This window comes from Pseudomonas sp. BF-R-30 (assembly GCF_019956175.1).
GTDB lineage: Bacteria > Pseudomonadota > Gammaproteobacteria > Pseudomonadales > Pseudomonadaceae > Aquipseudomonas > Aquipseudomonas jessenii.
Genome location: NZ_JAHBDE010000011.1, coordinates 258,075 through 283,727, shown reverse-complemented (window position 1 = coordinate 283,727; position 25,653 = coordinate 258,075). Strand labels below are relative to the sequence as shown.

Annotated in this window: 27 protein-coding genes; 12 read left to right on the top strand and 15 right to left on the bottom strand. The window is 60.6% G+C overall.

What is annotated here, in order from left to right:
• Nucleotides 1–53: 53 nt before the first annotated feature.
• Both KGB20_RS08100 and KGB20_RS08095 read right to left on the bottom strand, forming a co-directional pair.
• Nucleotides 54–512, bottom strand: coding sequence for an REP-associated tyrosine transposase (locus tag KGB20_RS08100; protein ID WP_150814807.1), 459 nt, complete (start codon nt 510–512; stop codon nt 54–56).
• 205 nt (nt 513–717) lie between these two features.
• Entirely contained in the window at nt 718–1,914 is a 1,197-nt protein-coding gene (locus KGB20_RS08095) for a class I SAM-dependent rRNA methyltransferase (RefSeq protein ID WP_057712894.1), read from the bottom strand.
• Between the two features lie 153 nt (nt 1,915–2,067).
• Here KGB20_RS08095 and KGB20_RS08090 point away from each other — a divergent pair, with 153 nt between their 5' ends.
• A complete protein-coding gene (locus KGB20_RS08090; protein WP_154860955.1) occupies nt 2,068–2,937 on the top strand; it encodes an HDOD domain-containing protein in 870 nt (289 codons plus the stop codon).
• Between the two features lie 42 nt (nt 2,938–2,979).
• Nucleotides 2,980–3,792 (top strand): bifunctional DNA-formamidopyrimidine glycosylase/DNA-(apurinic or apyrimidinic site) lyase, encoded by an 813-nt coding sequence (mutM, locus tag KGB20_RS08085; RefSeq protein ID WP_154947438.1) that lies wholly within the window; start codon nt 2,980–2,982, stop codon nt 3,790–3,792.
• Between the two features lie 126 nt (nt 3,793–3,918).
• Here mutM and KGB20_RS08080 read toward each other — a convergent pair whose 3' ends face one another.
• The 5 genes from KGB20_RS08080 to KGB20_RS08060 all read right to left on the bottom strand — a co-directional run bounded on the left by KGB20_RS08080 (nt 3,919) and on the right by KGB20_RS08060 (nt 8,703).
• Nucleotides 3,919–4,170: a YfhL family 4Fe-4S dicluster ferredoxin gene (locus tag KGB20_RS08080; RefSeq protein ID WP_003195146.1), complete on the bottom strand. Its 252-nt coding sequence runs from the start codon at nt 4,168–4,170 to the stop codon at nt 3,919–3,921.
• Between the two features lie 197 nt (nt 4,171–4,367).
• Nucleotides 4,368–4,847: a pantetheine-phosphate adenylyltransferase gene (coaD, locus tag KGB20_RS08075; protein ID WP_046039203.1), complete on the bottom strand. Its 480-nt coding sequence runs from the start codon at nt 4,845–4,847 to the stop codon at nt 4,368–4,370.
• A gap of 115 nt (nt 4,848–4,962) precedes the next feature.
• Nucleotides 4,963–6,558 (bottom strand): GMC family oxidoreductase, encoded by a 1,596-nt coding sequence (locus KGB20_RS08070; protein WP_154947436.1) that lies wholly within the window; start codon nt 6,556–6,558, stop codon nt 4,963–4,965.
• Between the two features lie 140 nt (nt 6,559–6,698).
• Nucleotides 6,699–7,244, bottom strand: coding sequence for a twin-arginine translocation pathway signal protein (locus KGB20_RS08065; RefSeq protein WP_150814813.1), 546 nt, complete (start codon nt 7,242–7,244; stop codon nt 6,699–6,701).
• A 28-nt stretch (nt 7,245–7,272) separates the two neighbouring features.
• A complete protein-coding gene (locus KGB20_RS08060; RefSeq protein ID WP_057712899.1) occupies nt 7,273–8,703 on the bottom strand; it encodes a coniferyl aldehyde dehydrogenase in 1,431 nt (476 codons plus the stop codon).
• Between the two features lie 145 nt (nt 8,704–8,848).
• Between KGB20_RS08060 and KGB20_RS08055 the strand changes: the two genes are divergently transcribed.
• Together KGB20_RS08055 and KGB20_RS08050 are read left to right on the top strand one after the other, a co-directional pair.
• Nucleotides 8,849–9,520: a TetR/AcrR family transcriptional regulator gene (locus KGB20_RS08055; RefSeq protein WP_150814815.1), complete on the top strand. Its 672-nt coding sequence runs from the start codon at nt 8,849–8,851 to the stop codon at nt 9,518–9,520.
• Between the two features lie 32 nt (nt 9,521–9,552).
• Complete coding sequence (locus KGB20_RS08050) at nt 9,553–10,407, top strand: sulfurtransferase (protein ID WP_223532189.1); 855 nt, start codon at nt 9,553–9,555, stop codon at nt 10,405–10,407.
• A gap of 121 nt (nt 10,408–10,528) precedes the next feature.
• Here KGB20_RS08050 and KGB20_RS08045 read toward each other — a convergent pair whose 3' ends face one another.
• The 6 genes from KGB20_RS08045 to KGB20_RS08020 all read right to left on the bottom strand — a co-directional run bounded on the left by KGB20_RS08045 (nt 10,529) and on the right by KGB20_RS08020 (nt 17,415).
• Entirely contained in the window at nt 10,529–11,368 is an 840-nt protein-coding gene (locus KGB20_RS08045; protein WP_154860958.1) for an AraC family transcriptional regulator, read from the bottom strand.
• A 3-nt stretch (nt 11,369–11,371) separates the two neighbouring features.
• On the bottom strand, nt 11,372–12,358 hold the full coding sequence (locus KGB20_RS08040) for a hydrolase (protein WP_154947797.1): 987 nt from the start codon (nt 12,356–12,358) through the stop codon (nt 11,372–11,374).
• 209 nt (nt 12,359–12,567) lie between these two features.
• Nucleotides 12,568–13,821 carry a M16 family metallopeptidase gene (locus KGB20_RS08035; protein WP_150814819.1) on the bottom strand — a complete coding sequence of 418 codons (1,254 nt, stop codon included), beginning with the start codon at nt 13,819–13,821 and terminating at the stop codon, nt 12,568–12,570.
• Between the two features lie 141 nt (nt 13,822–13,962).
• The gene (gene rsmD, locus KGB20_RS08030) at nt 13,963–14,577 is read right to left on the bottom strand and encodes a 16S rRNA (guanine(966)-N(2))-methyltransferase RsmD (protein ID WP_150814820.1); all 615 of its coding nucleotides are present in this window, start codon (nt 14,575–14,577) and stop codon (nt 13,963–13,965) included.
• Nucleotides 14,577–16,067: a M16 family metallopeptidase gene (locus tag KGB20_RS08025; protein WP_154947798.1), complete on the bottom strand. Its 1,491-nt coding sequence runs from the start codon at nt 16,065–16,067 to the stop codon at nt 14,577–14,579. The genes rsmD and KGB20_RS08025 overlap by 1 nt, the downstream gene beginning before the upstream one ends.
• Entirely contained in the window at nt 16,060–17,415 is a 1,356-nt protein-coding gene (locus KGB20_RS08020) for a M16 family metallopeptidase (RefSeq protein WP_057712905.1), read from the bottom strand. The genes KGB20_RS08025 and KGB20_RS08020 overlap by 8 nt, the downstream gene beginning before the upstream one ends.
• Before the next feature lie 342 nt (nt 17,416–17,757).
• Between KGB20_RS08020 and ftsY the strand changes: the two genes are divergently transcribed.
• From ftsY to rpoH, 4 genes are all read left to right on the top strand, one after another.
• Nucleotides 17,758–19,290: a signal recognition particle-docking protein FtsY gene (ftsY, locus tag KGB20_RS08015; protein ID WP_154947799.1), complete on the top strand. Its 1,533-nt coding sequence runs from the start codon at nt 17,758–17,760 to the stop codon at nt 19,288–19,290.
• Nucleotides 19,287–19,958 (top strand): cell division ATP-binding protein FtsE, encoded by a 672-nt coding sequence (gene ftsE / locus KGB20_RS08010; RefSeq protein ID WP_007975383.1) that lies wholly within the window; start codon nt 19,287–19,289, stop codon nt 19,956–19,958. Before ftsY ends, ftsE begins: the two co-directional genes overlap by 4 nt.
• Complete coding sequence (gene ftsX, locus KGB20_RS08005; RefSeq protein ID WP_057712907.1) at nt 19,955–20,977, top strand: permease-like cell division protein FtsX; 1,023 nt, start codon at nt 19,955–19,957, stop codon at nt 20,975–20,977. Before ftsE ends, ftsX begins: the two co-directional genes overlap by 4 nt.
• A gap of 120 nt (nt 20,978–21,097) precedes the next feature.
• Nucleotides 21,098–21,952 carry an RNA polymerase sigma factor RpoH gene (gene rpoH, locus KGB20_RS08000; protein WP_007975386.1) on the top strand — a complete coding sequence of 285 codons (855 nt, stop codon included), beginning with the start codon at nt 21,098–21,100 and terminating at the stop codon, nt 21,950–21,952.
• A 202-nt stretch (nt 21,953–22,154) separates the two neighbouring features.
• On the opposite strand, the gene mtgA is transcribed toward rpoH, so the two are convergent.
• Entirely contained in the window at nt 22,155–22,877 is a 723-nt protein-coding gene (gene mtgA / locus KGB20_RS07995; RefSeq protein WP_057712908.1) for a monofunctional biosynthetic peptidoglycan transglycosylase, read from the bottom strand.
• Between the two features lie 74 nt (nt 22,878–22,951).
• Here mtgA and KGB20_RS07990 point away from each other — a divergent pair, with 74 nt between their 5' ends.
• The 4 genes from KGB20_RS07990 to trmB all read left to right on the top strand — a co-directional run bounded on the left by KGB20_RS07990 (nt 22,952) and on the right by trmB (nt 25,194).
• Complete coding sequence (locus KGB20_RS07990) at nt 22,952–23,332, top strand: DUF423 domain-containing protein (protein WP_057398139.1); 381 nt, start codon at nt 22,952–22,954, stop codon at nt 23,330–23,332.
• A 71-nt stretch (nt 23,333–23,403) separates the two neighbouring features.
• The gene (thiS, locus tag KGB20_RS07985) at nt 23,404–23,604 is read left to right on the top strand and encodes a sulfur carrier protein ThiS (protein WP_007953386.1); all 201 of its coding nucleotides are present in this window, start codon (nt 23,404–23,406) and stop codon (nt 23,602–23,604) included.
• 60 nt (nt 23,605–23,664) lie between these two features.
• Nucleotides 23,665–24,459, top strand: a complete 795-nt coding sequence (locus KGB20_RS07980) for a thiazole synthase (RefSeq protein ID WP_007975390.1) — start codon at nt 23,665–23,667, stop codon at nt 24,457–24,459.
• Nucleotides 24,460–24,468: 9 nt separating this feature from the next.
• A complete protein-coding gene (gene trmB / locus KGB20_RS07975) occupies nt 24,469–25,194 on the top strand; it encodes a tRNA (guanosine(46)-N7)-methyltransferase TrmB (protein WP_057712910.1) in 726 nt (241 codons plus the stop codon).
• Nucleotides 25,195–25,325: 131 nt separating this feature from the next.
• On the opposite strand, the gene KGB20_RS07970 is transcribed toward trmB, so the two are convergent.
• Nucleotides 25,326–25,649, bottom strand: coding sequence for a DUF3392 domain-containing protein (locus KGB20_RS07970; RefSeq protein WP_007987827.1), 324 nt, complete (start codon nt 25,647–25,649; stop codon nt 25,326–25,328).
• Nucleotides 25,650–25,653: the final 4 nt, after the last annotated feature.

Here is a 25,653-nt window from a genome sequence, read left to right as displayed (position 1 = left end):
GCGGTGTCGATTCGTTCTTCGCGAGCGAGCTCGCTCCTACAGTGGTTTGTGCATCAGAGCCAGATGGCGTCCCACAGTGGGTAGTCTCCAACCCGAGTCACAAGCCCGGCACGCAAAGGGTTGGCGATGATGTATCGGGCTGCTGCTTTCAGGTCTTCCTCGCGGCGCAGGGCCCGGTCGAAGTAGCCTTTTTGCCATACAGCGGCACAATGGCCTCGCTTCTGATTAATGAGTCGAGTGCAACGAGATTTGGTGGATTGCACCAGCTTCGGCAAATCACCGCTGTGCAATTCAACCAGCCAGTGAAAGTGATCGGGCATGACCACCCAAGCTATAGACGTGGCAAAGCCGGCCTCCTGAGCCCTTCTGAACTCGTGCACCAAAAAGCGGCCAGTGCGCCAATCCTGGAAGATCGGTTGTCGTTCATGGGTGACTGCGGTCAGGTGGTAGATCCGACCGGGTTGCGAGAAACGGCCTGCGCGTAATCGATGGGCATTTGGCGTGTTGGACATTCCGTTGTCCTCTTCGAAGATATGAAGAGAAAACGGTAGGCGTGGGGCGAGCGGTTGTCGTTTTGACAGTGGAACAGAATGTGTCCTGCACCTGTAGGAGCGAGCCTGCTCGCGATGGGCCTGAGAACGCCGCGGGGCATCAGGTTCCCCGCGTTATCGTTGACGACCATCGCGAGCAAGCTCGCTCCTACAGTGGTCTGGGTTGTTAGCTGTTTGGCAGCAACCGGCAGGTAATGCTCTTGATGTAGCGGGTTTCCGGGATGGCCGGATGCACCGGGTGATCCGGGCCCTGGCCGCCGCGTTCCAGCATCTGGATATTGCGATCCAGGTGGCGGGCGCTGGTTAGCAGGATGTTCTGCAGGTCGTCTTCCGGCAGGTGCATCGAGCAGGATGCGCTGACCAGGATGCCGTCCTTGGTGAGCAGGCGCATGGCTTGTTCGTTCAGGCGGCGGTAGGCGCCTTCGCCGTTTTTCATGTCTTTCTTGCGTTTGATGAACGCCGGCGGGTCGGCCACGATCACGTCGAAGCGTTCTTCGCTGGCTTTCAGCTCTTTGAGGGCTTCGAACACGTCGCCTTCGATGCAGGTCATTTTTTCGGCGAAGCCGTTCAGCGCGGCGTTGCGCTCGACGCCGTCGAGGGCGAAGGCCGACGCATCGACGCAGAACACTTCACTGGCGCCGAACGCGGCAGCCTGCACGCCCCAGCCACCGATGTAGCTGTAGAGGTCCAGTACGCGCTTGCCCTTGGCATAAGGCGCCAGGCGTGCGCGGTTCATGCGGTGGTCATAGAACCAGCCGGTTTTCTGACCCTGGATGACCGGGGCTTCGAACTTCACGCCGTTCTCTTCGAGGGCAACCCACTCCGGCACCAGGCCGAACACGGTTTCGACGTAGCGGTTGAGGCCTTCGGCGTCACGGGCAGCGGAGTCGTTCTTGAACAGAATGCCGCTTGGCTTGAGCACTTGGGTCAGCGCCGCGATCACGTCGTCTTTATGGGCTTCCATGGTTGCCGAGGCGATCTGCACCACCAGGATGTCGCCGAAACGGTCGACCACCAGGCCTGGCAGCAGGTCGGAATCGCCGTAGACCAGGCGATAGAACGGCTTGTCGAACAGGCGCTCGCGCAGGGACAGGGCCACGTTCAGGCGGTGCACCAGCAGCGATTTGTCCAGCGGCAGCTTGATGTCGCGCGACAGCAAACGGGCGCAGATCAGGTTGTTCGGGCTCATGGCGACGATGCCCAGCGGCTTGCCGCCGGCGGCTTCGAGGATCGCCTGGTCGCCGGCCTTGAAACCGTGCAAAGGCGTAGCGGCTACATCGATTTCGTTGCTGTAGACCCACAAGTGACCGTTGCGCAGACGACGGTCGGCGTTGGCTTTGAGGCGCAGGCTAGGCAGGGACATGTCGTCGCTCCGGAAAAAAGAGCGGGAGTATAGCGTGTTGAGGCCCCGGATTGGCCTGCAAGTGGACATGTGGCGAGGGTTGTCTTGCGATTTGGTATGTCGGATCCAACTTCATAAAGGTTAGAATCTCCGTCTGACCCAGAGTGTGCACACATGTCCCAAGAGCTGACTTGCGAACAGATCCAACAAGCCCTGCAGGGCATCAGCGTACCGGCCCAGCCGCAAATCATGGTGGATTTGCAGATGGAGCAGTACATGCCCGACCCGGATCTGGAAGTCATCGCCAAGCTGATATCCCAGGATCCTGGACTTTCCGGTTCCCTGCTGAAGATCGTCAATTCGCCGTATTACGGGCTGAGCAACAAGATTGCTTCGATCCAGCGCGCGGTGAACCTGCTGGGCAGCCGTTCAATCATCAACCTGATCAATGCGCAGTCGATCAAGGGCGAGATGAATGACGACACCATCGTCACCCTGAACCGTTTCTGGGACACCGCTCAGGACGTGGCCATGACCTGTCTGACCCTGGCCAAGCGCATCGGCATTGAAAATGGCGATGAAGCGTATGCCCTGGGCCTGTTCCACGACTGCGGCGTGCCCTTGATGCTCCAGCGTTTCCCCGACTACATGGGCGTTCTGGAGCAGGCCTATGCCAACGCCAGCGCCGAATGCCGGGTGGTGGACACGGAGAATCAGGTGTTCAATACCAATCACTCGGTGGTCGGGTATTACACGGCCAAGTCCTGGCGTCTGCCGGAACATGTGAGTGCTGCGATCGCCAATCACCACAATGCCCTGGCGATATTCAGCGATGAATCTTCGCGCAACAGTTCGTTGAAGAACCTGCTGGCGATCCTGAAGATGGCCGAGCATATTTGCGCGTCGTACCGGGTGCTGGGCAATCAGGCCGAAGATCATGAGTGGAACAGCATCGCGCCGCTGGTGCTCGATTATGTCGGCCTCTCGGACTACGACTTCGAGACCCTCAAACAGACGATCCGCGACCTCGGCACTCATCGCTGAGTGTCGGTACCTTCCAGGCCATGCGCCTGATCCGAGAGCACCATGCCTGAATTGCCAGAAGTCGAAACCACCCGTCGCGGTATCGCGCCGTTCCTGGAAGGCCAGCGGGTCAGCCGGGTGATCGTGCGTGAACGCCGCTTGCGCTGGCCAATTCCCGAGGACCTTGATGTGCGGTTGTCCGGGCAGCGCATCGCACTGGTGGAGCGTCGCGCCAAGTACCTGTTGATCAATGCCGAAGTCGGCACCTTGATCAGCCATTTGGGCATGTCAGGCAATTTGCGTCTGGTGGAGGCCGGGCTGCCGGCGGCCAAGCATGAGCATGTGGACATCGAACTGGAGTCGGGTCTGGCCCTGCGTTACACCGACCCACGGCGTTTCGGCGCAATGCTCTGGAGCCTCGACCCGCTCAATCACGAATTGCTGATCCGCCTGGGGCCGGAACCACTGACCGACCTGTTCGACGGCGAGCGCCTGTTCCAGCTGTCCCGTGGACGTTCGATGGCGGTCAAGCCGTTCATCATGGATAACGCGGTAGTGGTGGGCGTCGGCAATATCTACGCGACCGAAGCGTTGTTCGCTGCCGGGATCGACCCGCGCCGCGAAGCCAAGAGCATTTCCCGTGCGCGTTACTTGAAGCTGGCCATCGAGATCAAGCGCATCCTGGCGGCCGCTATCGAGCGCGGTGGTACCACGCTGCGGGACTTTATCGGTGGTGACGGTCAGCCTGGTTATTTCCAGCAGGAACTGTTCGTGTACGGCCGTGGTGGTGAACACTGCAAGGTCTGTGGCACGGGCCTGCGGGAAGTGAAACTCGGGCAGCGTGCCAGCGTTTTTTGCCCGCGCTGCCAGAGCTGACAGTCAGTTACAGCTTCAGTGAGGCTGATGACGCCTTCGCGAGCAAGCCCGCTCCCTCAGGGGGAACGCATTCCAGATGTGGGAGCGGGCTTGCTCGCGAAGGCGGCCTAAAAGTCGCCGAATGACTTAAGCCTTGCCGGTAATCTTGCGGTACTTCTCCATCAACTGTTCTTCAGTCTCCGGATGAGCTTCGTCCAGTGGAATGCAATCCACCGGGCAGACTTGCTGGCACTGCGGTTCGTCGTAGTGGCCGACACACTGGGTGCACAGGTTCGGGTCGATCACGTAGATCTCTTCGCCTTGGGAAATGGCGGCGTTCGGGCACTCGGGTTCGCAGACGTCGCAGTTGATGCAATCGTCGGTGATGATCAGGGACATGCTAACTCCAGCCGGGGCGGCAGGCCCGGGCGTAATAAACCAATGCGTCTAATTGTGCCGCATTGGCGCCTGCGTTGCACGCAGGTGCGACGTACTGTAGGAGCCAGCCTGCTGGCGATGAAGCCGGGAACGCCGCGGGGTGTCAGGTTTCCCGCGTTATCGTTGACGTCCATCGCGAGCAGGCTCGCTCCTACAGATTACTTCTTGAAGCGTTCGGTCAGTGCGTCCGCCACCACAGGGTGCACGAACTTGGTGATATCGCCGCCCAGGGCTGCGATTTCACGGACCAGCGTCGAGGAAATGAACGAATAACGCTCGGACGGGGTCAGGAACAGGCTTTCCACGTCCGGCGCCAGCTGGCGGTTCATGTTGGCCAGCTGGAATTCGTATTCGAAGTCCGACACCGCGCGCAAACCACGCAGGAACACGTTGGCATTCTTCTCTTTGGCGAAGTGCGCCAGCAGCGTCGAGAAGCCGACGACTTCAACGTTCGGCAGATGTTTAGTCACCTCGCGCGCCAGTTCTACCCGTTGTTCCAGAGGAAACAACGGGTTTTTCTTCGGGCTCGCGGCGACGGCGATGATCACGTGATCGAACAGGCGCGAGGCGCGTTCGACCAGATCGCCATGGCCCTTGGTAATAGGGTCGAAGGTACCTGGGTACAACACTCGGTTCATCGCGTCGTCCTGGCGGGAATCCGTTGGGGAGTCGGATGGTATCGCAGCCTTCCCGGTCGGCCAAGTCGCCTGTTGGGTAAGAAAGCACTATAGACGATGGGAATTATCGTCATTTTCATGGGTTTTTTAAACGCATCGCCAGGGATGTCGCCAGTTGCGCCGTCAGTCCGTAGACCGACAGCTGCGGATTGGCGCCAATGCTGGTGGGGAACAGCGAGCCGTCGTGGATCGACAGATTGCCCAGTTGATGATGCCGGCCGAGGCTGTCGGTCACTGCGATTGTCGGGTCTTCACCCATGGCGCAACCGCCCATCACGTGGGCGCTGCCCAGGCGTGTGCGATACAACTCCAGGCTCAGGCCGTCGATCAGCGTGCGCGCTTCGGCGAGGGTCTTCACGTAGCGGGCGTCGGCGTGCATCGGCATCACGGCCTTGGCGCCACCGGCAAACTGTATCTCGGCCATGGTATGGAACGCCCGGCGCAATCCATCCCAGGCGTAGGGTGATAGCTGATAGTCCAGCACCGGCGTGTCATCGCTGCGCAATTCGACGCTGCCACCGGGGCTGTCCGGGTGAAAACCGTCCCGCAGCAACGCCAGCATGGCGTGGGTATGGGCCAGATTGGCCATGTGTTGCGAGTTTTCCTGGCCGAAACCACCGAGCAATGTCGTTGCCAGCGCCGGGTGCAGAGGCGGAACTTCCAGTTTGTAGGACATTTTGCCCGTGGTGCCGTCCTGCCATTGGAAATGGTCGGAATAGATCGACTGCGGCGCGCCGTAGAAGGGGTTGACCACTTCGTCGAACAACGCGGCGGACATGTTTACCGGGTGCAGGAATGTGCGTCTGCCCAGGCGCTTGTGCGGGTCGGGTGCCCCGGAACGCATCAGCAAGGCCGGGCTGTTGATGCCGCCACCGGCCAGCACGAAATGCCGCGCCTTGACCGTGATGGTGCGTCCGGTCGGTGCGACGCAGCGTTCATCCATCGCCGAACATTGCAGGCCGGTGACCTTGTCGCCGCTGATCGTGAGTTTTTCGGCGCGGGCCAGGTAAAGCAGCTCACCGCCTTTTTCCAGGGTCGCCGGAATGGTGGTGACCATCATCGATTGCTTGGCGTTGGTCGGGCAGCCCATGCCGCAGTATCCGAGGTTCCAGCAGCCGCGAACGTTGCGCGGGATGACGTGCCATGAGTAATTCAGTGCTTCGCAGCCCTTGCGGATCACATCGTTGTTGGCGTTGGGCGGCACCATCCACGGCGCGACGCCCAGGCGTTGCTCCATTTTCTCGAACCACGGCGCCATTTCCGCCGGGCTGTGGCCCTTGACGTTGTGCTCTTTGGCCCAGTGTTCCAGGGTCGGCTCCGGGGTGCGGAAACTTGAGGTCCAGTTGATCAGCGTGGTACCGCCCACCGCCCGGCCCTGGAGGATGGTGATCGCGCCGTCCTTGCTCATGCGGCCAATGCCTTCCTGATAAAGGTTGGCGTAGGCCTCGTCTTCGAGCAGCTTGAAGTCGCTGCTGGTCTTGAGAGGGCCTTCCTCGATCAGCAGCACCTTGTAGCCGGCTGCGCTGAGGATTTCGGCGGTGGTGCCGCCGCCGGCACCGCTGCCGATGATCGCCACATCCGTTTCGAGTGTAAGGTCCTGGGTCAGTTGCGAGCCGTTGTAGGTTTTCCAGCCTCGGGCCATGCCTTCGCGGAACGGATCGGGTACGGGCATTTTCGGATTCTCTTTTTATTGTTGGAGTAGGCGGTGAAGCGGCTGACGCTATCGCGGGCAAGCTCGCTCCCACAGGGGACCTCCAGTGTTCACACGGTCAGTGTGGGAGCGAGCTTGCTCGCGATGGAGGCGACTCGGTATCAGACGGTTGGCGGCCCGGGATACCCGCAATGCGCCCACGATTCCTTGCGGCCGTACCAGGCCATCATCACCAGTTGCAGCAAGGAGCTGTGGCCCATGCGTAACAGGCTCAACGAGCTGTTTTCCCAGCGATCGAGAAAAGCTCGGATGTCGTTGGCACTGGCGTTTTCCCAGCTGCCCCAGATCCCGGTCAGCGGTCCGCGGGTCACGGCCATTCCCAGCACATCGAACAGTTGTTGAGTCAGCTTGAGCATTTCCGGCGACAGGTGGGCCAGGCTGTAATCCAGGCTTTTCAGCGTGCCATCGACAGCCTCGGGCATCCGTTCGGCGGTCACGGCACCCTCGAGCATGACCGGGATCAACGCCCGCAAAAACAGCAGGTCGCCGCTGCGTAACGTGACGAAGCCATTGGCCGGGACGCTCGACGAACAGCCGCTGAGGCTGGCTCCGAGTCCGGCGGTGGCGAGGAAAGCTGTGGCGCCGAGGCTGAATTTAAGCAACCCGCGCCGTGACAGCGCGGGTGTATCGGACAGGCTGGGGGTCATTATTGTTATTACCCGACGGTGATTATCGTTAGCGGATGAACAGCTTCTGGATCAGCTTCTGAATCGACTTGCCGTACGGCGGATAGATCAACTTCGCGGCGTTGAACCGTTGTTTGATCAACACGCCCTTGGCTTTGCTGAAGGTCAGGAACCCTTCATGTCCGTGATAGTGGCCCATGCCCGAGGCACCAATGCCGCCAAACGGCATGTCGTCCTGGGCGACGTGCAGCAGGGTGTCGTTCAGGCACACGCCGCCGGAATGGGTTTCGTGCAGCACGCGCTGTTGTTCGCGCTTGTCATAGCCGAAGTAATACAGCGCCAGTGGGCGAGGGCGCTGGTTGATGTAGGCAAATGCCTGCTCCAGATCCTTGTACGGCACGATCGGCAGCAGCGGCCCGAAGATTTCGTCCTGCATCACCGTCATCTCGTCCGTGACATTGAGCAGCAGGCTATGGCTCATGCGGCGGCCCTGGCCCTGGTCGAACAGCGGCATCAGCAGCGCACCCTTGCTGGTGGCGTCACTGACGTAACCGTTGAGACGCGCCAGTTGTCGCTCATTGATGATCGCGGTGTAGTCCGGGTTGTCGGCCAGCGTCGGATAAAACCCACGGACGGCTGTGCGATAGGCCTCGACGAAACCTCCGACGCGATTCTCCGGCACCAGCACGTAGTCCGGGGCCACGCAGGTCTGGCCGGCATTCAGGGTCTTGCCGAAGGCGATGCGCTCGGCGGCGTCCTTGAGCGGCACATCCCGGGAAACGATGGCCGGGGATTTGCCGCCCAGTTCCAGGGTCACCGGGGTCAGGTTTTCCGCGGCGGCGCGCATGACGTGTTTGCCGATGCTGGTGGCGCCAGTGAACAGCAGGTGATCGAACGGCAGGCGTGAAAACGCCACGCCCATATCAGCCTCGCCCAGGACCACGCAAACCAGGTCTTCGGGGAAGATTCGCGCCAGCAGTTGCTTCATCAGCAGGCCGGTCGCGGGGGTCGACTCACTGAGCTTGAGCATCACCCGATTGCCCGCCGACAGCGCGCCGACCAACGGACCGATGGCCAGATACAGCGGGTAGTTCCACGGCACGATGACCCCGACCACGCCCAGCGGTTGGTAAACCACTTTGGCCGAAGCCGGCTGGAAAGCGGCGCCCACCTTGCGTCGCGAGGCTCGCATCCAGCCCTTGAGGTGTTTGCTGGCGTAATGGATGCCGTGCAGGCTGGGCATCAGTTCCGCGAGCAGGGTTTCATCGGCGCTGCGATGGCTGAAGTCCTGGCTGATCGCATCGATCAGGGCCTGGCGTTCATTGTTCAACAAATCCTTTAGCGCCTTGAGCCATTGCTGGCGCTGCGCGGCCGGTGGCATCGGGTTGGCGGCGTACGCGGCACGCTGGGCGTCGAACAGGGCCTGAAGCTCTTCCAGCGGCTGCTGTAGGTTCTGCAGGTAGGAAATTTCAGCAGTCATGGTCGGCTCCGGATTTATTGTAATGAAGCACTTTCTAGAGTCTATGCTCTAAAAAGTCAAATGACATCCTGGAACAGCTTTGTTTTATCCGCTCGCGGATAGATCTAAGATGCCCGTCAACGCACTCTGAATTAAAGCTCAAGCCATGGCCCCACGGATCAAAACCAGCGAGCGCATCGTGCAGAACAGCCTGGAGCTGTTCAACCAGCAGGGCGAGCGCAGCATCAGCACCAACCACATCGCTGCCCATATGGAAATTTCCCCGGGCAACCTGTACTACCACTTCCCGAACAAGCAGGCGATCATCGCCGTGCTGTTCAGCGAGTACGAAAGCCTGGTGGACAGCTTCCTGCGCCCGCCCCAGGGTCGTGCCGCCACGGTGGAAGACAAGCGCTTCTACCTCAAGGAGCTGCTGTCGGCGATGTGGCGCTACCGGTTTCTGCATCGCGATCTCGAACATTTGCTCGACAGCGATCCGGACCTGGCCGACCGCTATCGACGTTTCTCCCAGCGCTGCCTGATACAGGGGGCGGCGATCTACGAAGGTTTCGTCGCCGCCGGCATCCTGAAGATGGACAAGGTGCAGATCGAGTCCCTGACGCTCAATGCCTGGATCATCCTCACGTCCTGGGTGCGCTTCCTGTGCACCACGCGGGAGAACTCCAGCCACTTGAGCGAGCAGGCCATTAAACGCGGGGTGTACCAGGTGCTGGTGCTGGAGGCCGGGTTCGTTACGGACCAGGCCCGCGATGCGGTCAGCGCCTTGTTCGAAGAGTTTTACGTGCCCCTGGCCCAGGCACTGGAAGAAGTACAGTAGGATCAAGGCCGAGTTAATCACAGGAGCCCGCTATGCCCATTGCGCAACTGATCAGCCCGCAAGCACTGGACCTGAAAAAGGACCAGCCGGGGCTGGTGATTCTGGATTGTCGTTTTGCCCTCGAAGACCCGGATTACGGTCAGCGCAGCTATGCCGAAGGGCACATTGCCGGTTCGAGCTATGCCGACCTCGAGCGTGACCTGAGTGGCGCCGTGGTCAAGGGAGTGACCGGGCGTCATCCGTTACCCGAGCCGGCGCAACTGATCGAGCGCCTGCAAGCCTTTGGCATCAATGCCGATAGCGAAGTGGTTCTGTATGACGACGGTCCGGGGGCCTATGCGGCGCGGGTCTGGTGGTTGCTGGCATGGTTGGGCAAGCGCGACGGTGTGTTCATCCTTGATGGCGGTCTGAAGGCCTGGCACGCGGCCGGTTTGCCGCTGAGCCTGGATGCGCCGGCGATTCCCTGTGGTTCCTTCACCGGCAGTCCTGATACGGCGTTGCTGATCAGTGCCGAGCAGCTGCAAAAGCGCCTTGCACGGCCGGAACTGACCCTGCTCGATGCCCGCGCACTGCCGCGCTTCAAGGGTGAGGTGGAACCGATCGATCCGATTGCCGGGCACATCCCAGGTGCCCAGTGTGCTGCGTTTACCGAGAACCTGGGCAGTGACGGGCGCTTCCTGCCGGCCGATCAGCTCAAGCAGCGTTTCGCCGCGAAACTGGGCGATCGTTCGCCAAATGATCTGGTGGCGTACTGCGGTTCCGGCGTGACGGCGTGCCACAACCTGTTTGCGTTGTGTCTGGCCGGTTATCCGTTGGGTTCGTTGTATGCCGGGTCGTGGAGCGAGTGGATCAACGAGCCTGCGCGGGGCATTGCCACCGGCGAATAAACACCACACAACCCTGTGGGAGTGGGCTTGCTCGCGAAAGCGGTGTGACAGTCAAAGAAGATGTTGACTGAACCAGCGCTTTCGCGAGCAAGCCCGCTCCCACATTGGTGTTTCGTCGCTATCAGGATCCGGGTAACTGCCGGGCTGTGCGATACGCCCCCGGTCCAACCCCATACACCTGCTTGAACTGCCGGCTCAGATGGCTCTGGTCGGCAAACCCCAGTTGCATCGCGACTTCCAGCGGCAGACAACCACTTTGCAGCAACGCCCGCGCCCGGGCGATGCGCTGTTGCATCAGCCAGGTGTGCGGCGGCATACCGGTGGCCCGGCGGAACACCCGGGCAAAATGGAATGGCGAGAGATTGACCGCCGTCGCCAGCGCTTCCAGTGAGGGCGGTGCTGCCAATTGCGAGTGCAGCAATTCCTTGGCCAGGCTCACGGCCCGGTGTTCCTTGCCGGGTTTTCCGGCATCAGGCACCGCCGCATGACGCTGCAACAGCGACAGCACCAGTTCACGCCAGACCGTTTGTTGCTGCAATGCGGTGGCGGGGCTTTCCAGCAAGCGGTGAAGTTGGCAGAACCCGTTCACCAGATCCTGGTCGCGATACAGCGTGGCACCGAAGGCCGGCAAGTGGTGGGTTGGCAGTTCGAGTTCGGCCAGCAGCGAGGTCATCTGCCCGCTGTCCGGATAGAACGCCCGGTACAGCCAGCCATCCTCGGTGCCTTTGTGACCGGTGTGCAGTTCATCAGGGTTGATCAGCACCAGCGTGCCGCTGCCCGCCAGGTGTTCGGCGCCGCGATAGCGATAACGCTGGGCGCCGGCCATGATCATGCCGATCACATAGCCGTCATGCACATGTGGGGCGAAACGATGGTCGATGTAGCGGGCGGACAATAACTCGACCCCGGCCAGTGGCGGGGTTTGCCAGAAGTGGATTGATTCGCCTTGGTCAGCGTCCATGATTCAAGAGCGCCCTATGGCGGCCAGCCACTCGGGGATACGTCGTTCCAGGTAGTAACCCGGTTGCCTGAGCGTACCGTCGACGAAGCCGACATGCCCGCCATTGGTTTGCAGTTCGAATTGCGTGCAAGCGGACAACTCATCGACCTGCGGCAGGCTGTGGGGAAACACGAAGGGGTCGTCGGCGGCCTGAATCATCAAGGTCGGCGTACGAATTTCGCCAAGGAAATAGCGGCTGGAGGCACGGCGATAGTAATCCTCGGCATCGGCGAAACCGTGCAGGGGTGCAGTGACGCGTCCGTCGAAATCCCAGAACGTGCGCATATTTTCCAGGGATCCGAGGGCCGCCAGGGCTGCCAGGCCCTCCTCGCGTCCGTCATGCTGGAATTGCCGCTGCTTGTTCTTGATGTAGGCGACCATCTCGCGCATGAAATGCGCCTGGTAAACCTTGGAGAAGCCTTGCCCGATACGGTCGGCGCACTGGTCCAGGCGGAACGGCACCGACACCGCCACGGCGCCCGTCACGCCGCTGTCGCTGCCGGTTTCGCCCAAATGCTTGAGCAGGACATTACCGCCCAGGGAGTAACCCACCGCATACAGTGGCGCGAGAGGCCGTTTGGCCCGCAAGTGCCTGATGGTTTCGGCCAGGTCTTCGCTGGCGCCGGAATGGTAGCTGCGCGGCAACAGGTTGGGTTCGCCCGAACAGCCGCGCCAGTTCAGTGCGACGCTCGCCCAGCCTAGGTCACCCAGGGCTTTTTGCATGCCGGCGACATAAGGCGAATTCGAGGACCCGGTGAGCCCGTGCAATACCAGCACCAACGGTGCGTCGGCGCTGTGCGGGCCGTGCCAGTCGAGATCGAGAAAATCGCCGTCTTCAAGCCAAAGACGCTCGCGTTCGCGACCGATGTGCACGGTTTTACGCCACAGCGGCCCCCACAAGGTTTGCAAGTGCGGATTGCCGAGGCCGAAGGCGGGGGTGAAGGTTTTCATGGGGAATGGGGGGGGCTTGTAGTGAGACATTCTGTTCAATTGCAGACCGCTGCTTGCGAAATGCAGAGGAACTCATGGGGCGTGTGGTGCTCGCCGCAAGTTGCTAACTTGCCATAAACCACGAGGGTTCGCGACCGGCAAGAGAAGCCCCTGCGCAATGGTCGCACAGGGGCTGGTTTTCAGGGGCTGATGATTACACCGGGGTTTCGTTACGCCGAGGTCTTTTTCTCGATGGGAAACACATGTGCCACGGTTGCGCGTTCGCGAGTGAAGTAGGCGTTGGCGGCGTGCTGAATATCCTGCGCCGTGACGCTGCGTAATTGCGCGACCTCAAGATCGATCAACTGCCATGGCTGAGCCGATCCAAAAAGATAGCCGATACTACTCGAGTGTCCTTGAGGGGTGTCGTAGAGCGCCAGTCGGGTAGTACTTTCTTGAACGATGGCGGGTTCGATGTCCTCGGCTGTGAACGGCACGCGCTTGATGTCATCCAGTAATGCCCACAGATCAGCTTCGGCTTGCTGCGGATCACCCTTGAAGTAGAAAGCGAGGGTGAATTGATTATTGGCTCGACAGAGTCGAAAGACATTCGCAAAGATTGTAGAGCGGTCGTCATTCTCGAATGACTTCAGGCGTGCAGAGGACTCAAGCAGGGAGGACAATACTTCCAGTGCCCTGACGGATTGCGGGTCGGGTGCGTTCTCCATCCCAGGTGTGTTGAATATGACGAGCATCAGCGGGTATTCGGTTTCCAGAAATTGCGTTATCTGGCGGTAGCCGGGTTCTGACGGTCCTTTTATCAAGGGCCTGAAGGGAGCGATACGCTGGTCCTCCGATCCAAAGTGTCGCTCGACCAGTCGTTTTGCCTCTTCAGCCTCGACATCGCCGACAATCACCAGGCAGGCATTACTGGGGCAATACCGGTTCTGGCGCCAGTTTCTGAGGTGTTCGAAGGTCAGTCGTTCAAGATTGTCGGCAATCGTTTCCCGGGGCCTGTAGTAACTATGCCCGGTGGTTACCAGTGCGTCGATTTCCGGACTGAAACTGACTGGAGATATGAACAAGGACTTTTCCTTGTTGCGCAGAAGTTCCTCGTCCAGACAGGTGCGCAGCAATTCATCCGATAGTTCGTCCGTCATGATGGTCGACTGGATTTTGAGAGCGCTTTCCAGGTGTTCGGGGGCGATCAGTAGGCTGTCGCTCAACTTTACAGAGCCTCCGAAGCTTTGATGAATGGCTCCGGTCTCTTTGATGAAGTCGTCATAGTCACGCATCAGTGCATCTTGTAATACAGCTGTGACCCCGAAGTCTTCGGGGCGCTCGTCATCAGTTCCTACGGCAAAAACCAGTGTGATTCCGACCTGAGGGGTTCTGTGATCCTCGCGGACAATGACCCTAAGGCCATTGTCGAGGGTGAACTCATGGGTGGGGTTGGGCGTTCGTTCAGTCATTAGCTTGTTCATCCGTTAATCATCCATTGCATCCATGCGAGACATTTCGCACGTTTACGATGAGCCAGAAACAGAGAAACAAACCACTTTAGATGTGTTGCGTTTTAAGAAGCAGCCGTTGTGCCGGGCAGGCCAGCGGCCTGCCCGTGCGCTTTATTCAGCGGGTTTTTCAGCGAGGCGCTGCCACAACGAGTAATACACGCGCCCGGATTTCTGCTCCCGGTGCAGGCGCCAGTTCTGCGGCAGGCCCAGGGTCGACGGCGCCGACTCGCTTTCGGTGTACACCCAGGCGTCTTCGGCCAGCCATTGGCGCTCTTCGAGCAACTTGCAAACGGCGGGCAGCAGGTTCTGGTTGAACGGTGGATCGAGGAACACCAGGTCGTAGGCCGTTGCGGTCTGGGTTTCCAGGTAGCGCAGGGCGTCGGCGGTCTGGACCTGGCCGTTGGTGCAGCGCAATGTGCCCAGGTGTTCCTTCAGGCTGGACACCGCGATGCTGCTGGCGTCCAGCGCCTGGCCCATGGCCGCGCCACGGGACAGGGCTTCGAGGAACAGCGCGCCGCTGCCGGTGAACGGGTCGAGCACCTTGGCGCCCGGCACGTAAGGCGCGAGCCAGTTGAACAGGGTTTCACGCACGCGGTCCGGCGTCGGGCGCAGGCCCGGGGCGTCGGGGAAGCTCAGCTTCCGGCTGCGCCATTCGCCGCCGATGATGCGCAGCTGGTTCACGCCGTTGTGGACGTTGCGGGCAGGTTTTTTCGAATGAGTAGCCATTAATGCTCCGGAACCCCGAGCGGCTGCTCGGAAGGTTTATCAGTAGGGGCCGGTAACGGCTTTTGCGGCACGGTCGGGCCAGCGCTGACGATGACCATCTTGTTCGTGCTCAGGTGTTTGTTCATGGCGGCTTTGACCTGCTCGACGGTCAGGGACTGGGACTGTTGCATGAAGTCCTCCAGGTGACTCAACGGCAAGTTGTAAAAACCGATGGCGCCCAGTTGGCCGACGATATCGGCGTTGCTGGCGGTGGACAGCGGGAAGCTGCCGGCCAGTTCGCGCTTGGCGTCGTCGAGCTCTTTTTCGGTCGGGCCGGTTTTAAGGTAGTCGGCCAGCACATCCTGCACCAGTTTCAGGGTGCCCTCGCTCATCTCGGCGCGGGTTTGCAGGTTGATCATGAACGGGCCGCGCGCCTGCATCGGCGTAAAGCCCGAATACACGCCGTAAGTCAGGCCACGCTTCTCGCGCACTTCGCTCATCAAGCGGGTGCCGAAGCCGCCGCCACCGAGAATCTGGTTACCCATGGACAATGCCGCGTAGTCCGGGTCATCGCGATCGATGCCCAGCTGCGCGAGCATCAGGTTGGTCTGCTTGGACGGGAACTCGATATGGCCGACGCTGGCCTTGGGCTCAGCGGGTTGCGCAATTTTCGGCAAGGCCGGGCCTTTGGGCAGGGCGCCGGAAACCTGGGCGGCAATCGCTTCGGCCTCCGTGCGGGACAGGTCGCCGACCAGTGCGATCACCACGTTACCGGCTGCGTAGGCTTTCTCGTGGAAAGCACGCAGCTGGGCCTGGGTAATCGCCGGTACGGTTTTCGCCGTGCCGTCGCTGGCGTGTGCATACGGGTGATCACCGTACAAGCGGTTCATCAGCTCCAGGCTCGCCAGTTTGCCGGGGTTCTGTTTCTGGTATTCGAAACCGGCAAGCATCTGGTTCTTGATGCGGGCCAGCGAATCGGCAGGGAAAGTCGGCTTGCCGATGACTTCGGCGAACAGCTTCAGGGCCGGCTCGCGCTTGTCCTTGGCACTCAGGCTACGCAGCGAAGCGATTGCCATGTCCTTGAACGCGCCGTTGCCGAAATCGGCGCCCAGGCCTTCGAAGCCCTGGGCTATGGCACCGACGTCTTTGCCGGCCACGCCTTCGTTGAGCATGGCGTTGGTCAACACCGCCACGCCCGGTGCATTGCCGTCCTGGCTGCTACCGGCAGCGAAGATCAGGCGCATGTCGAACATCGGCAGCTCATGGGCTTCGACAAACAGCACCTTGGTGCCTTCGGCGGTGTTCCAGGTCTGCACGTCCAGCTTGCGGTGGTTCGGTGCCTTGCCGTTGAGTTCGGTCAGCGACTGCAGTTTCTGACTGGCCTTGGCCTTGTCGAGGGCTTCGCTGGCATTGGTTTCGACAGAGCGCGACAAATAGAACGCTGCGGAACCGATAACGGTGACGGCGATCAGGCCGATCAGGGCCAGGCGGGAGGGTTTACGCTCACTCATGAGTCGTCTCCAGAGGCAGTACATGGGCGACGCTGAGACGTTCGCGAGTGAAATACAGCTTGGCGGCTTTCTGGATATCTTCCGGCGTGACGCTTTCCAGATCGGCCAGTTCGGTGTCCATCAGTTTCCATGACAGGCCGACTGTTTCCAGTTGGCCGATGGCGGTGGCCTGACTGGTGATCGAGTCGCGCTCGAAGACCAGGCCGGCGATGACTTGTGCGCGTACGCGCTCCAGCTCTTCAGCGGTTGGCGCCGTGGTTTTCAGCTGGTCGAGCAGCTTCCACAAACCGGCTTGCGCCTGGGCGATGGTCTTGTGTTTCTGCGAGTTTGGCGATGCCGACAGGGTGAAGAGACTGTCGCCACGGGTATAGGCGTCGTAACTCGACGAGCCGCCGGACACCAGTTCTTCTCCGCGCTCCAGTTGCGTCGGGATACGTCCGCTGTAGCCGCCGTCGAGCAGTGCCGAGATCAGGCGCAGGGCATTGACCAGGCGCTTGTCTTCGGCTGTGGCGATGCTCGGCACGTTGAAGGCCAGCATCAGGCTAGGCAGTTGGGTCTGCACGTGCAGGGTGATCTGGCGCTCGCCCGGTTCGGCCAGTTCCAGCGGTTTTTTCGCGGCGGGCACTTCACGCTTGGCGATCGGGCCGAAATAGCGTTGGGCCAGGGTTTTGACTTCGTCCGGGGTGACATCGCCAACCACCACCAGCGTGGCGTTGTTGGGCACGTACCAGGTTTCGTACCAGTGGCGCAGCTCTTCGACTTTCATTCGCTCAAGGTCGGCCATCCAGCCGATGGTCGGCGTGTGATAGCCGCTTGCCGGGTAAGCCATGGCCTTGAAACGCTCGTAGGCCTTGGCCATCGGCTTGTCGTCGGTACGCAGGCGACGCTCTTCCTTGATGACCTCGATTTCCTTGGCGAACTCGTCGGGCGGCAGGCGCAGGCTGGCCATGCGGTCGGCTTCCAGTTCGAAGGCCACGCCCAGGCGATCCCGGGCCAGCACCTGGTAATAGGCGGTGAAATCATCGCTGGTGAATGCGTTCTCTTCGGCGCCGAGGTCGCGCAGGATCAGCGAGGCTTCGCCGGGGCCGACTTTCTCGCTGCCCTTGAACATCATGTGTTCCAGGGCGTGGGACAGGCCAGTATTACCCGGTGTCTCGTAGCTGGAGCCGACCTTGTACCAGACCTGGGAAACTACCACGGGCGCACGGTGGTCTTCGCGCACGACCACCTTCAAGCCATTGTCGAGAGTGAATTCGTGGGTGGGTTGCGGGTCGGCAGCCAGGGCCGAAAGGGGCAGGCAAACTGTGCTGAGCAGCAGGCCTGCGGCGCGGCGGGCAAGAGCATTCATTCGTTTTCAAACCTTTGGGGCTGCCCGCTTGTTCTTAGCGTCAGCGGGCGAGAGGGTGCTAGGATACTGATCCGTTTTACTGGCGGCCACGCCTATCAGGCCTTTGCGTTTGATCAGGTTGTATGGGTTTGCAGCAGAAGGTTGGAATTTATCAACTAAACTCTGCTTTTTCGCCGATTTTGCTGCTTTAGTCCTTCGTAAAAACGTTTCCGTGAGGTGCCGTTCGCACCTCGACAAAATGTTGCGCGTGAACAAGCTGGGTCAATCGCAGTCTGTTCTGCATCGAATATTTAATTGCCGGGGCGCCATTGGCGCGTCGCTACCGTGAGATAGCCGTCCTCCATGTTTGGTTCCAACGACGACAAGAAGACCCCAGCTGCGGCTGGCGAGAAGAAAAGCCTGTTCGGATGGCTGCGCAAAAAGCCGCAGGAACCCGTCGTCGAACAGCCACAAGCCATTCCTGAACCTGCGCCGACGCCGGTCCCGGTAATAGAAGAAACGCCCGCGCCGGTTGTTCTGCCGATTGCCGAGCCGTCGCTGCAACCCAAGGTTGACGCCGTTCCCCAGCCAGTCAGCGAAATCGTCACCGAACAGCCTCCGGTCCCGACGGCCGAACCGTGGTTGACCCTGCCAGTGGCCGAAGAACCCGTGGCATTGGTCGAAAATGACCTGGCTCCTCACGTGACACCACCGATTCCGGCTCCGGCAGCGTTTACGCCTGCACCGGTTCACGCGCCTGTGGTCGAACCGATTGTTCAGCCAGTCGTCGTGGCCGAGCCTGTGCCCGTTGTCAGTCAGCCAGAGGTTCCGGTATTCGTTGCTCCGGTTGCTCCGGTTGCTCCGGTTGCTCCGGTTGCTCAAGCACCGGCACCCGCTCCGATTCCTGAGCCGATCGCGGCGCCCGTCGAAGCCCCGGTCGAGCCGGTACGCACCGAAGAAACCAAAGCCGGTTTCTTCGCCCGCCTCAAGCAGGGCCTGTCCAAGACCAGCGCCAGTATCGGCGAAGGCATGGCCAGCCTGTTCCTGGGCAAAAAGGTCATTGATGACGAGTTGCTCGAAGACCTCGAAACCCGTTTGCTGACCGCCGACGTGGGTGTCGAAGCCACCTCGGTGATCATTCAGCGCCTGACGCAGAAGGTTGCGCGCAAGGAGCTAGCCGATGCCGATGCCCTGTACAAATCCCTGCAAGCCGAGCTGGCAGCGATGCTCAAGCCTGTCGAGCAGCCGCTGAAAATCGCCTCGCAAAACAAGCCGTTCGTGATTCTGGTCGTCGGCGTCAACGGTGCCGGCAAGACCACCACCATCGGCAAACTGGCGAAGAAACTGCAGCTGGAGGGCAAGAAAGTCATGCTCGCCGCTGGCGACACCTTCCGTGCCGCGGCGGTGGAGCAATTGCAGGTATGGGGTGAGCGCAACAAGATCCCGGTGATCGCGCAGCACACTGGTGCCGACTCGGCCTCGGTGATCTTCGACGCCGTGCAGGCCGCCAAGGCCCGTGGCATCGATGTGCTGATCGCCGACACCGCCGGCCGCCTGCACACCAAAGACAACCTGATGGAAGAGCTGAAAAAGGTTCGCCGAGTGATTGGCAAGCTCGACGCTGACGCACCTCACGAAGTGCTGTTGGTGCTTGACGCCGGCACCGGCCAGAACGCCATCAACCAGGCCAAGCAATTCAACCAGACCGTCGAACTGACCGGCCTGGCGCTGACCAAGCTCGACGGTACCGCCAAAGGCGGGGTGATTTTCGCCCTGGCCAAGCAATTCGGCCTGCCGATCCGCTACATTGGCGTCGGCGAAGGCATCGACGATTTGCGTACCTTTGAAGCAGAACCCTTTGTCCAGGCATTGTTTGCCGAGCGGGAGCGTTCATGATTCGTTTCGAACAGGTCGGTAAGCGCTACCCGAACGGTCACGTCGGCTTGCATGAGCTGAGCTTTCGAGTCCGTCGTGGCGAGTTTTTGTTTGTCACCGGCCATTCCGGCGCCGGTAAATCCACGCTGTTGCGCCTGTTGCTGGCGATGGAACGCCCGACCAGCGGCAAGTTGCTGCTCGCCGGGCAAGACCTGAGCACCATCAGCAACGCGCAGATTCCTTTCTTGCGTCGGCAGATCGGCGTGGTGTTTCAGAATCACCAGTTGCTGTTCGATCGCACGGTGTTCAATAACGTCGCGTTGCCTTTGCAGATCCTGGGGCTGTCCAAGGCCGAGATCGCCAAGCGCGTGGACTCGGCACTGGAGCGCGTGGCGCTGTCGGATAAAACCGATCTGTACCCGGGTGACCTGTCCACCGGTCAGCAGCAGCGCGTCGGCATCGCCCGCGCCATCGTTCACCGTCCGGCCTTGCTGCTGGCGGATGAGCCGACCGGTAACCTCGACCCGCGCCTGGCCGCCGAGATCATGGGTGTGTTCGAAGACATCAATCGCCTGGGTACCAGCGTGCTGATCGCCAGTCACGACCTGGCCCTGATCGCCCGCATGCGCCATCGCATGCTGACCTTGCAACGCGGTCGATTGATCGGTGACGGGGAGGCCGCGGTATGAGTGCAACACGTAGCCCCAAGGTTTCCGAGCGTGTGGCCCCGAAGGCCGCCGATCCGCAGCCGCAAAAGAAAAAACACGACGATGACGACGGGCCGGACTTTGCCACGTTGTTCCGCGCCTGGATCGAAAGTCATCGCGCCAGTCTGGTGGACAGCCTGCGCCGCCTGGGCAAGCAGCCTATCGGCAGTTTCTTCACCTGCATGGTGATGGCGGTAGCACTGAGTTTGCCCATGGGGCTGTCACTTTTGCTAAGTAACGTCGAGCGTCTGGGTGGTTCCTGGCAGCGTGCGGCGCAGATTTCCCTGTATCTGGACCTTGAGGCCAAGCCGGCCGAAGGCGAAGCGCTGCGCGATCAGATCAAGGGCATGCCTGGCGTCGCCGAGGCCGAATACGTTGGCCGGGATCAGGCGCTGGAAGAGTTCCAGCAACAGTCCGGGCTGGGCGAGGCGCTCAAGGAGTTGCCGGAGAACCCGCTGCCGGGCGTGGTCCTGGTGACGCCGACTGAAGTCGACAAGCCGGCCCTTGAAGCATTAAGACAAAAACTATCCGAGCTGCCGAAGGTACAACAGGCGCAACTTGATTTAGTCTGGGTCGAGCGTCTGGCAGCCATCCTCAAGCTGGGTGACCGTTTTGTCTTCGGTCTGACCGTGCTTCTGGTTTCTGCATTACTTTTGGTGATAGGCAATACCATTCGTCTTCATATTGAAAACCGCCGCACAGAGATAGAAGTGATTAAACTGGTCGGCGGCACTGACAGCTATGTGCGCAGGCCCTTTCTGTATATGGGCGCGCTGTATGGCTTCGGTGCGGGGATTCTGTCCTGGGGCGTTCTGGCGTTCGGCCTTGATTGGCTGAACGACGCGGTGGTGGGGTTGGCCGGTTTGTACGGCAGTGATTTTGCGCTGGCTGGAGTGCCAGTTGCCGACGGTCTGTCTCTCTTGCTTGGCGCGGTGCTGTTGGGGTATATCGGTGCATGGATTGCAGTCGCACGCCACCTGAGGGAGCTTGCGCCTAAGTAGTATCATTTTGCTCGTATTGACCTTTCAGCGTTTTTGGGTTTTTGGGAACTTGTCTTTCGGTTTCCGGTCAATTTTCGCAGTGCTGAACTGCACGAGTTTGTAAGTCGGAGGTTTTTTCGTATGACCAATTCTTTGCAACCTGCATATGCTCTGGTCCCGGGTGCGAACCTGGAGGCCTATGTGCACACCGTCAACAGCATTCCACTGCTGTCGCCGGAGCAGGAGCGTGAACTGGCCGAGAGTCTCTATTATGAGCAGGATTTGGGGGCGGCTCGGCAGATGGTGCTCGCCCACCTGCGTTTTGTCGTACATATCGCCCGTAGCTATTCCGGCTACGGCCTGGCTCAGGCTGACCTGATCCAGGAAGGCAACGTCGGCCTGATGAAGGCCGTGAAGCGCTTCAACCCGGAAATGGGCGTGCGCCTGGTGTCCTTTGCCGTGCACTGGATCAAGGCGGAAATCCACGAGTTCATCCTGCGCAACTGGCGCATCGTGAAAGTCGCGACCACCAAGGCCCAGCGCAAGTTGTTCTTCAACCTGCGCAGCCAGAAGAAACGTCTGGCCTGGCTGAACAACGAAGAAGTCCATCGCGTAGCGGAAAGCCTGGGTGTAGAGCCTCGGGAAGTACGCGAGATGGAAAGCCGCCTGACCGGCCATGACATGGCCTTCGACCCGGCTGCCGAAGCGGACGACGACAGTGCATTCCAGTCGCCGGCCAACTATCTGGAAGACCACCGGTACGATCCGGCCCGTCAACTGGAAGATGCCGACTGGAGCGACAACTCCAACCACAACCTGCACGAAGCGCTGGAAGTGCTGGACGACCGCAGCCGTGACATCCTCTACCAGCGCTGGCTGGCGGAAGAAAAAGCCACGCTGCACGACCTTGCGCAGAAGTACAACGTGTCGGCCGAGCGTATTCGTCAGCTTGAGAAAAGCGCGATGAACAAGCTCAAGTTGTCGATCGCTGCGTAACTGGCGAGCAGGCAATAAAAAACGCCCCGATCATTGATCGGGGCGTTTTTGTTTGTGCCTACTATTCCTGATTCGCGCCCCAATCCCTGTAGGAGCGAGCCTGCTCGCGATGGTCGTGAACGATAACGCGTAAAGCCAGATGCCCAGCGGTGCCCTTGGGTTTTTCGCGAGCGGGCTCGCTCCTACAGGGGAAGGCGTCTTTTTATTGGGCCCAAGGCGCCCGGCGCGAATCGTTCAGCCCGACCAGATAGCTGTCGCCACCTAACTGGCTCATCTGTCGCCGAATCCAGCCTGCGCGTCGCGCCACGTAAGCGGTCGGATGGCTCGCACTCCACACGCGAGGGTTGGGCAGTACAGCGGCCAACAAACTCGATTGCTGACGGCTGAGGTTCCTGGCGCTCACGCCAAAATGATGCCGGGCCGCCGCTTCGGCGCCAAACACGCCGTCATCCCACTCGACACTGTTGAGGTACACCTCAAGAATCCGTTGCTTGGGCCAGAACACTTCGATCAGTCCGGTGAACCAGGCTTCCAGGCCTTTGCGCAGCCAGCTGCGGCCAGACCACAGGAACAGGTTTTTCGAGACTTGCTGGCTGAGGGTGCTGGCGCCACGGATCGAACCGCCGCGCTCGTTATGGGCAAACGCCGCCTGAATCGCGCCGATATCGAAGCCCCAGTGCTCCGGGAATTTCTGGTCTTCGCCGGCAATCACCGCGACTTTCAGGTCATCGGAGATCTCGTCCCAGGGTTTCCAGGTCCGTTGCAGGTCGATGGGTTCGCCGTCAAACCAGGATTCGATCTTGCGCTCGACCATCAGCGTCGTCCCCGGTGGCGGCACCACGCGAAAGATCAGCACCAGCAATACGCTGCCACCCATGAACCAGAGCACGGCCTTGGAGAAATGACGGAAATAGATACGCAGCATAGAGATGGCTTGGCCGAACCCGTTGAGCGGGCCATTATACAGACCCTTTGGATCGAAACTGACTGGAGTTCTGCATGCTGCGTGGCTTTCTGATGCTGGCCGCTTTTTTCGGCTTCACCGGTGTCGGCCTCGGGGCCTTTGCCGCCCATGGCCTGAAAAGCCGTCTGACACCTGAATATCTGACGATTTTTCATACCGGCGTCACTTACCAACTGGTGCACACCCTGGCGCTGCTGGGCGTGGCGCTGCTGGCCACGCAGATTCCCGGCCGTTTGCTCACATGGGCCGGCGCATCCTTTGCCATCGGCATTCTGCTGTTCTCCGGCAGCCTTTACGTGCTGACGCTGACGGGTATCAGCAAGCTTGGCATTGTCACCCCGTTCGGCGGCCTGGCCTTCCTCGCGGGCTGGCTCTGCCTGGGCCTCGCCGCCTGGCGCTTGCCGCTGACCACTTGACGCTTATTGCTGACCTTTAGGTCACGATCGGGCTAGAATGCCAGCCCCTAAAAATGATGGCGGCATCCGGCATGCGCATTCAGTTGAACGGCGAATCCTTTGAACTGCCCGACGGTGAAACCGTTGCGGCCCTGCTGACCCGTCTGGACCTGACCGGACGCCGGGTGGCGGTCGAACTCAATCTGGATATCGTCCCGCGCAGTCAGCACGCAGACACCACGTTGAACGACGGCGACAACGTCGAAGTGGTGCACGCCATCGGCGGCGGCTAGCAGCCTTGCCCCAGTGGCCACAGAATTCTGCAAGTACCTCACCCCTACAGAGGATTTCCCATGAGCATCGTTCGCAGCGACAAGCCTTTCGTCCTGGCCGGTCGTACTTACCAGTCGCGTTTGCTGGTCGGTACCGGCAAGTACCGTGACATGGAAGAAACCCGCCTGGCCATCGAAGCCTCGGGTGCCGAGATCGTCACCTTCGCCGTGCGCCGCACCAACCTTGGCCAGATCGAGGGCGAGCCGAACCTGCTCGAAGTGCTGTCGCCGGATCGCTACACCTTCCTGCCGAACACCGCCGGTTGCTATGACGCTATCGAGGCCGTGCGCACCTGCCGCCTGGCTCGTGAGCTGCTCGATGGTCACAACCTGGTCAAGCTGGAAGTGCTGGCGGATCAGAAAACCCTGTTCCCCAACGTGATCGAAACCCTGAAGGCCGCCGAAACGCTGGTCAAGGAAGGCTTCGACGTGATGGTCTACACCAGTGATGATCCGATCATCGCCCGTCAATTGGCGGAAATCGGCTGCATCGCGGTGATGCCGCTGGCCGGTCTGATCGGTTCGGGCCTGGGGATCTGCAACCCGTACAATCTGCAGATCATCCTCGAAGAAGCCAAGATCCCGGTGCTGGTGGATGCTGGTGTCGGTACTGCATCCGACGCCACTATCGCCATGGAGCTGGGCTGTGATGCGGTGCTGATGAACTCGGCCATCGCCCACGCCCAGCAGCCGGTCATGATGGCCGAAGCCATGAAACACGCGATCGTCGCAGGCCGTCTGGCCTACCTCGCCGGCCGCATGCCGAAAAAACTCTATGCCAGCGCCTCTTCGCCGCTGGATGGTCTGATCAAGTAAGAGCCATTGATGACTGAATCGAACGACACGCCTATCCAGACGGAAGAAGGCGACGAGCGCCAACACCGCCGCATCAAGAGTTTCGTGATGCGCGCCGGGCGCATGACCGAAGGCCAGCAAAAGGGCCTGGAGCAGGGCACTCCACTGTTCGTGCTGCCGCTGGCCGACGCGCCGGTGGATTTCGACCAGGTGTTCGGTCGCTCGGCACCGCGCTCGCTGGAAATCGGTTTCGGCATGGGCCATTCGCTGCTGGAAATGGCAGCGGCTGCGCCGGATCAGGATTTCATTGGCGTTGAGGTTCACCGTCCGGGTGTCGGAGCGCTGCTCAATGGCGTGCTGACGCAAGGCCTGACCAACCTGCGGGTCTACGATTGCGATGCGATCGAAGTGCTCAACCGCTGCGTGGCCGATAATAGCCTCGATCGCCTGATGCTGTTTTTCCCGGACCCGTGGCACAAGAGCCGTCACCACAAGCGTCGTATCGTTCAGGCGTCCTTCGCTGAGTTGGTGCGCAGCAAGTTGAAGGTTGGGGGCATTCTGCACATGGCCACCGACTGGGAGCCGTACGCCGAATACATGCTGGAAGTGATGAACGTTGCGCCGGGTTACCGCAACCTCGCCGAAGACGGCAAGTGCGTACCACGCCCGGCCGAGCGCCCGATCACCAAGTTCGAACGCCGTGGCGAGCGTCTTGGGCATGGGGTGTGGGATCTGAAGTTCGAGAAGCTGGCTTAACACTTACACGGTAAAAAATGTGGGAGCGGGCTTGCTCGCGAAGGCGTCGTGTCAGTCGACATTAATGTTGTCTGATACACCGCTTTCGCGAGCAAGCCCGCTCCCACAGTTGTTTTAGGGTGTGGCTGAGATCAGCGGCGGTCAGCGACCACGCCAATCAACACCAGCACCACCAGCAACACCGGCGCCAGGCTGTAGTTGTTGAACTGGCTCAAGCCGCGCACGACCCAGGGCGTGGCATAGATCAGCGCCGCGCCGCTGCCGATCATGCACAGCAGGGACATCAGCGGCACACGCAAGGCGCCGGCGATGCTGCCCAGGCGTTGCTCGACCCAGCCTTTGAAATCCGCACCAAACAGCACCAGCAGGCAGCCCACCAGGGCCAGGGCGATTTCCGAGAGGTTGCTGCGGCTCCAGCGAGACACGGTGGCAAGCAGGTCGAGTACCAAATCCATTCGA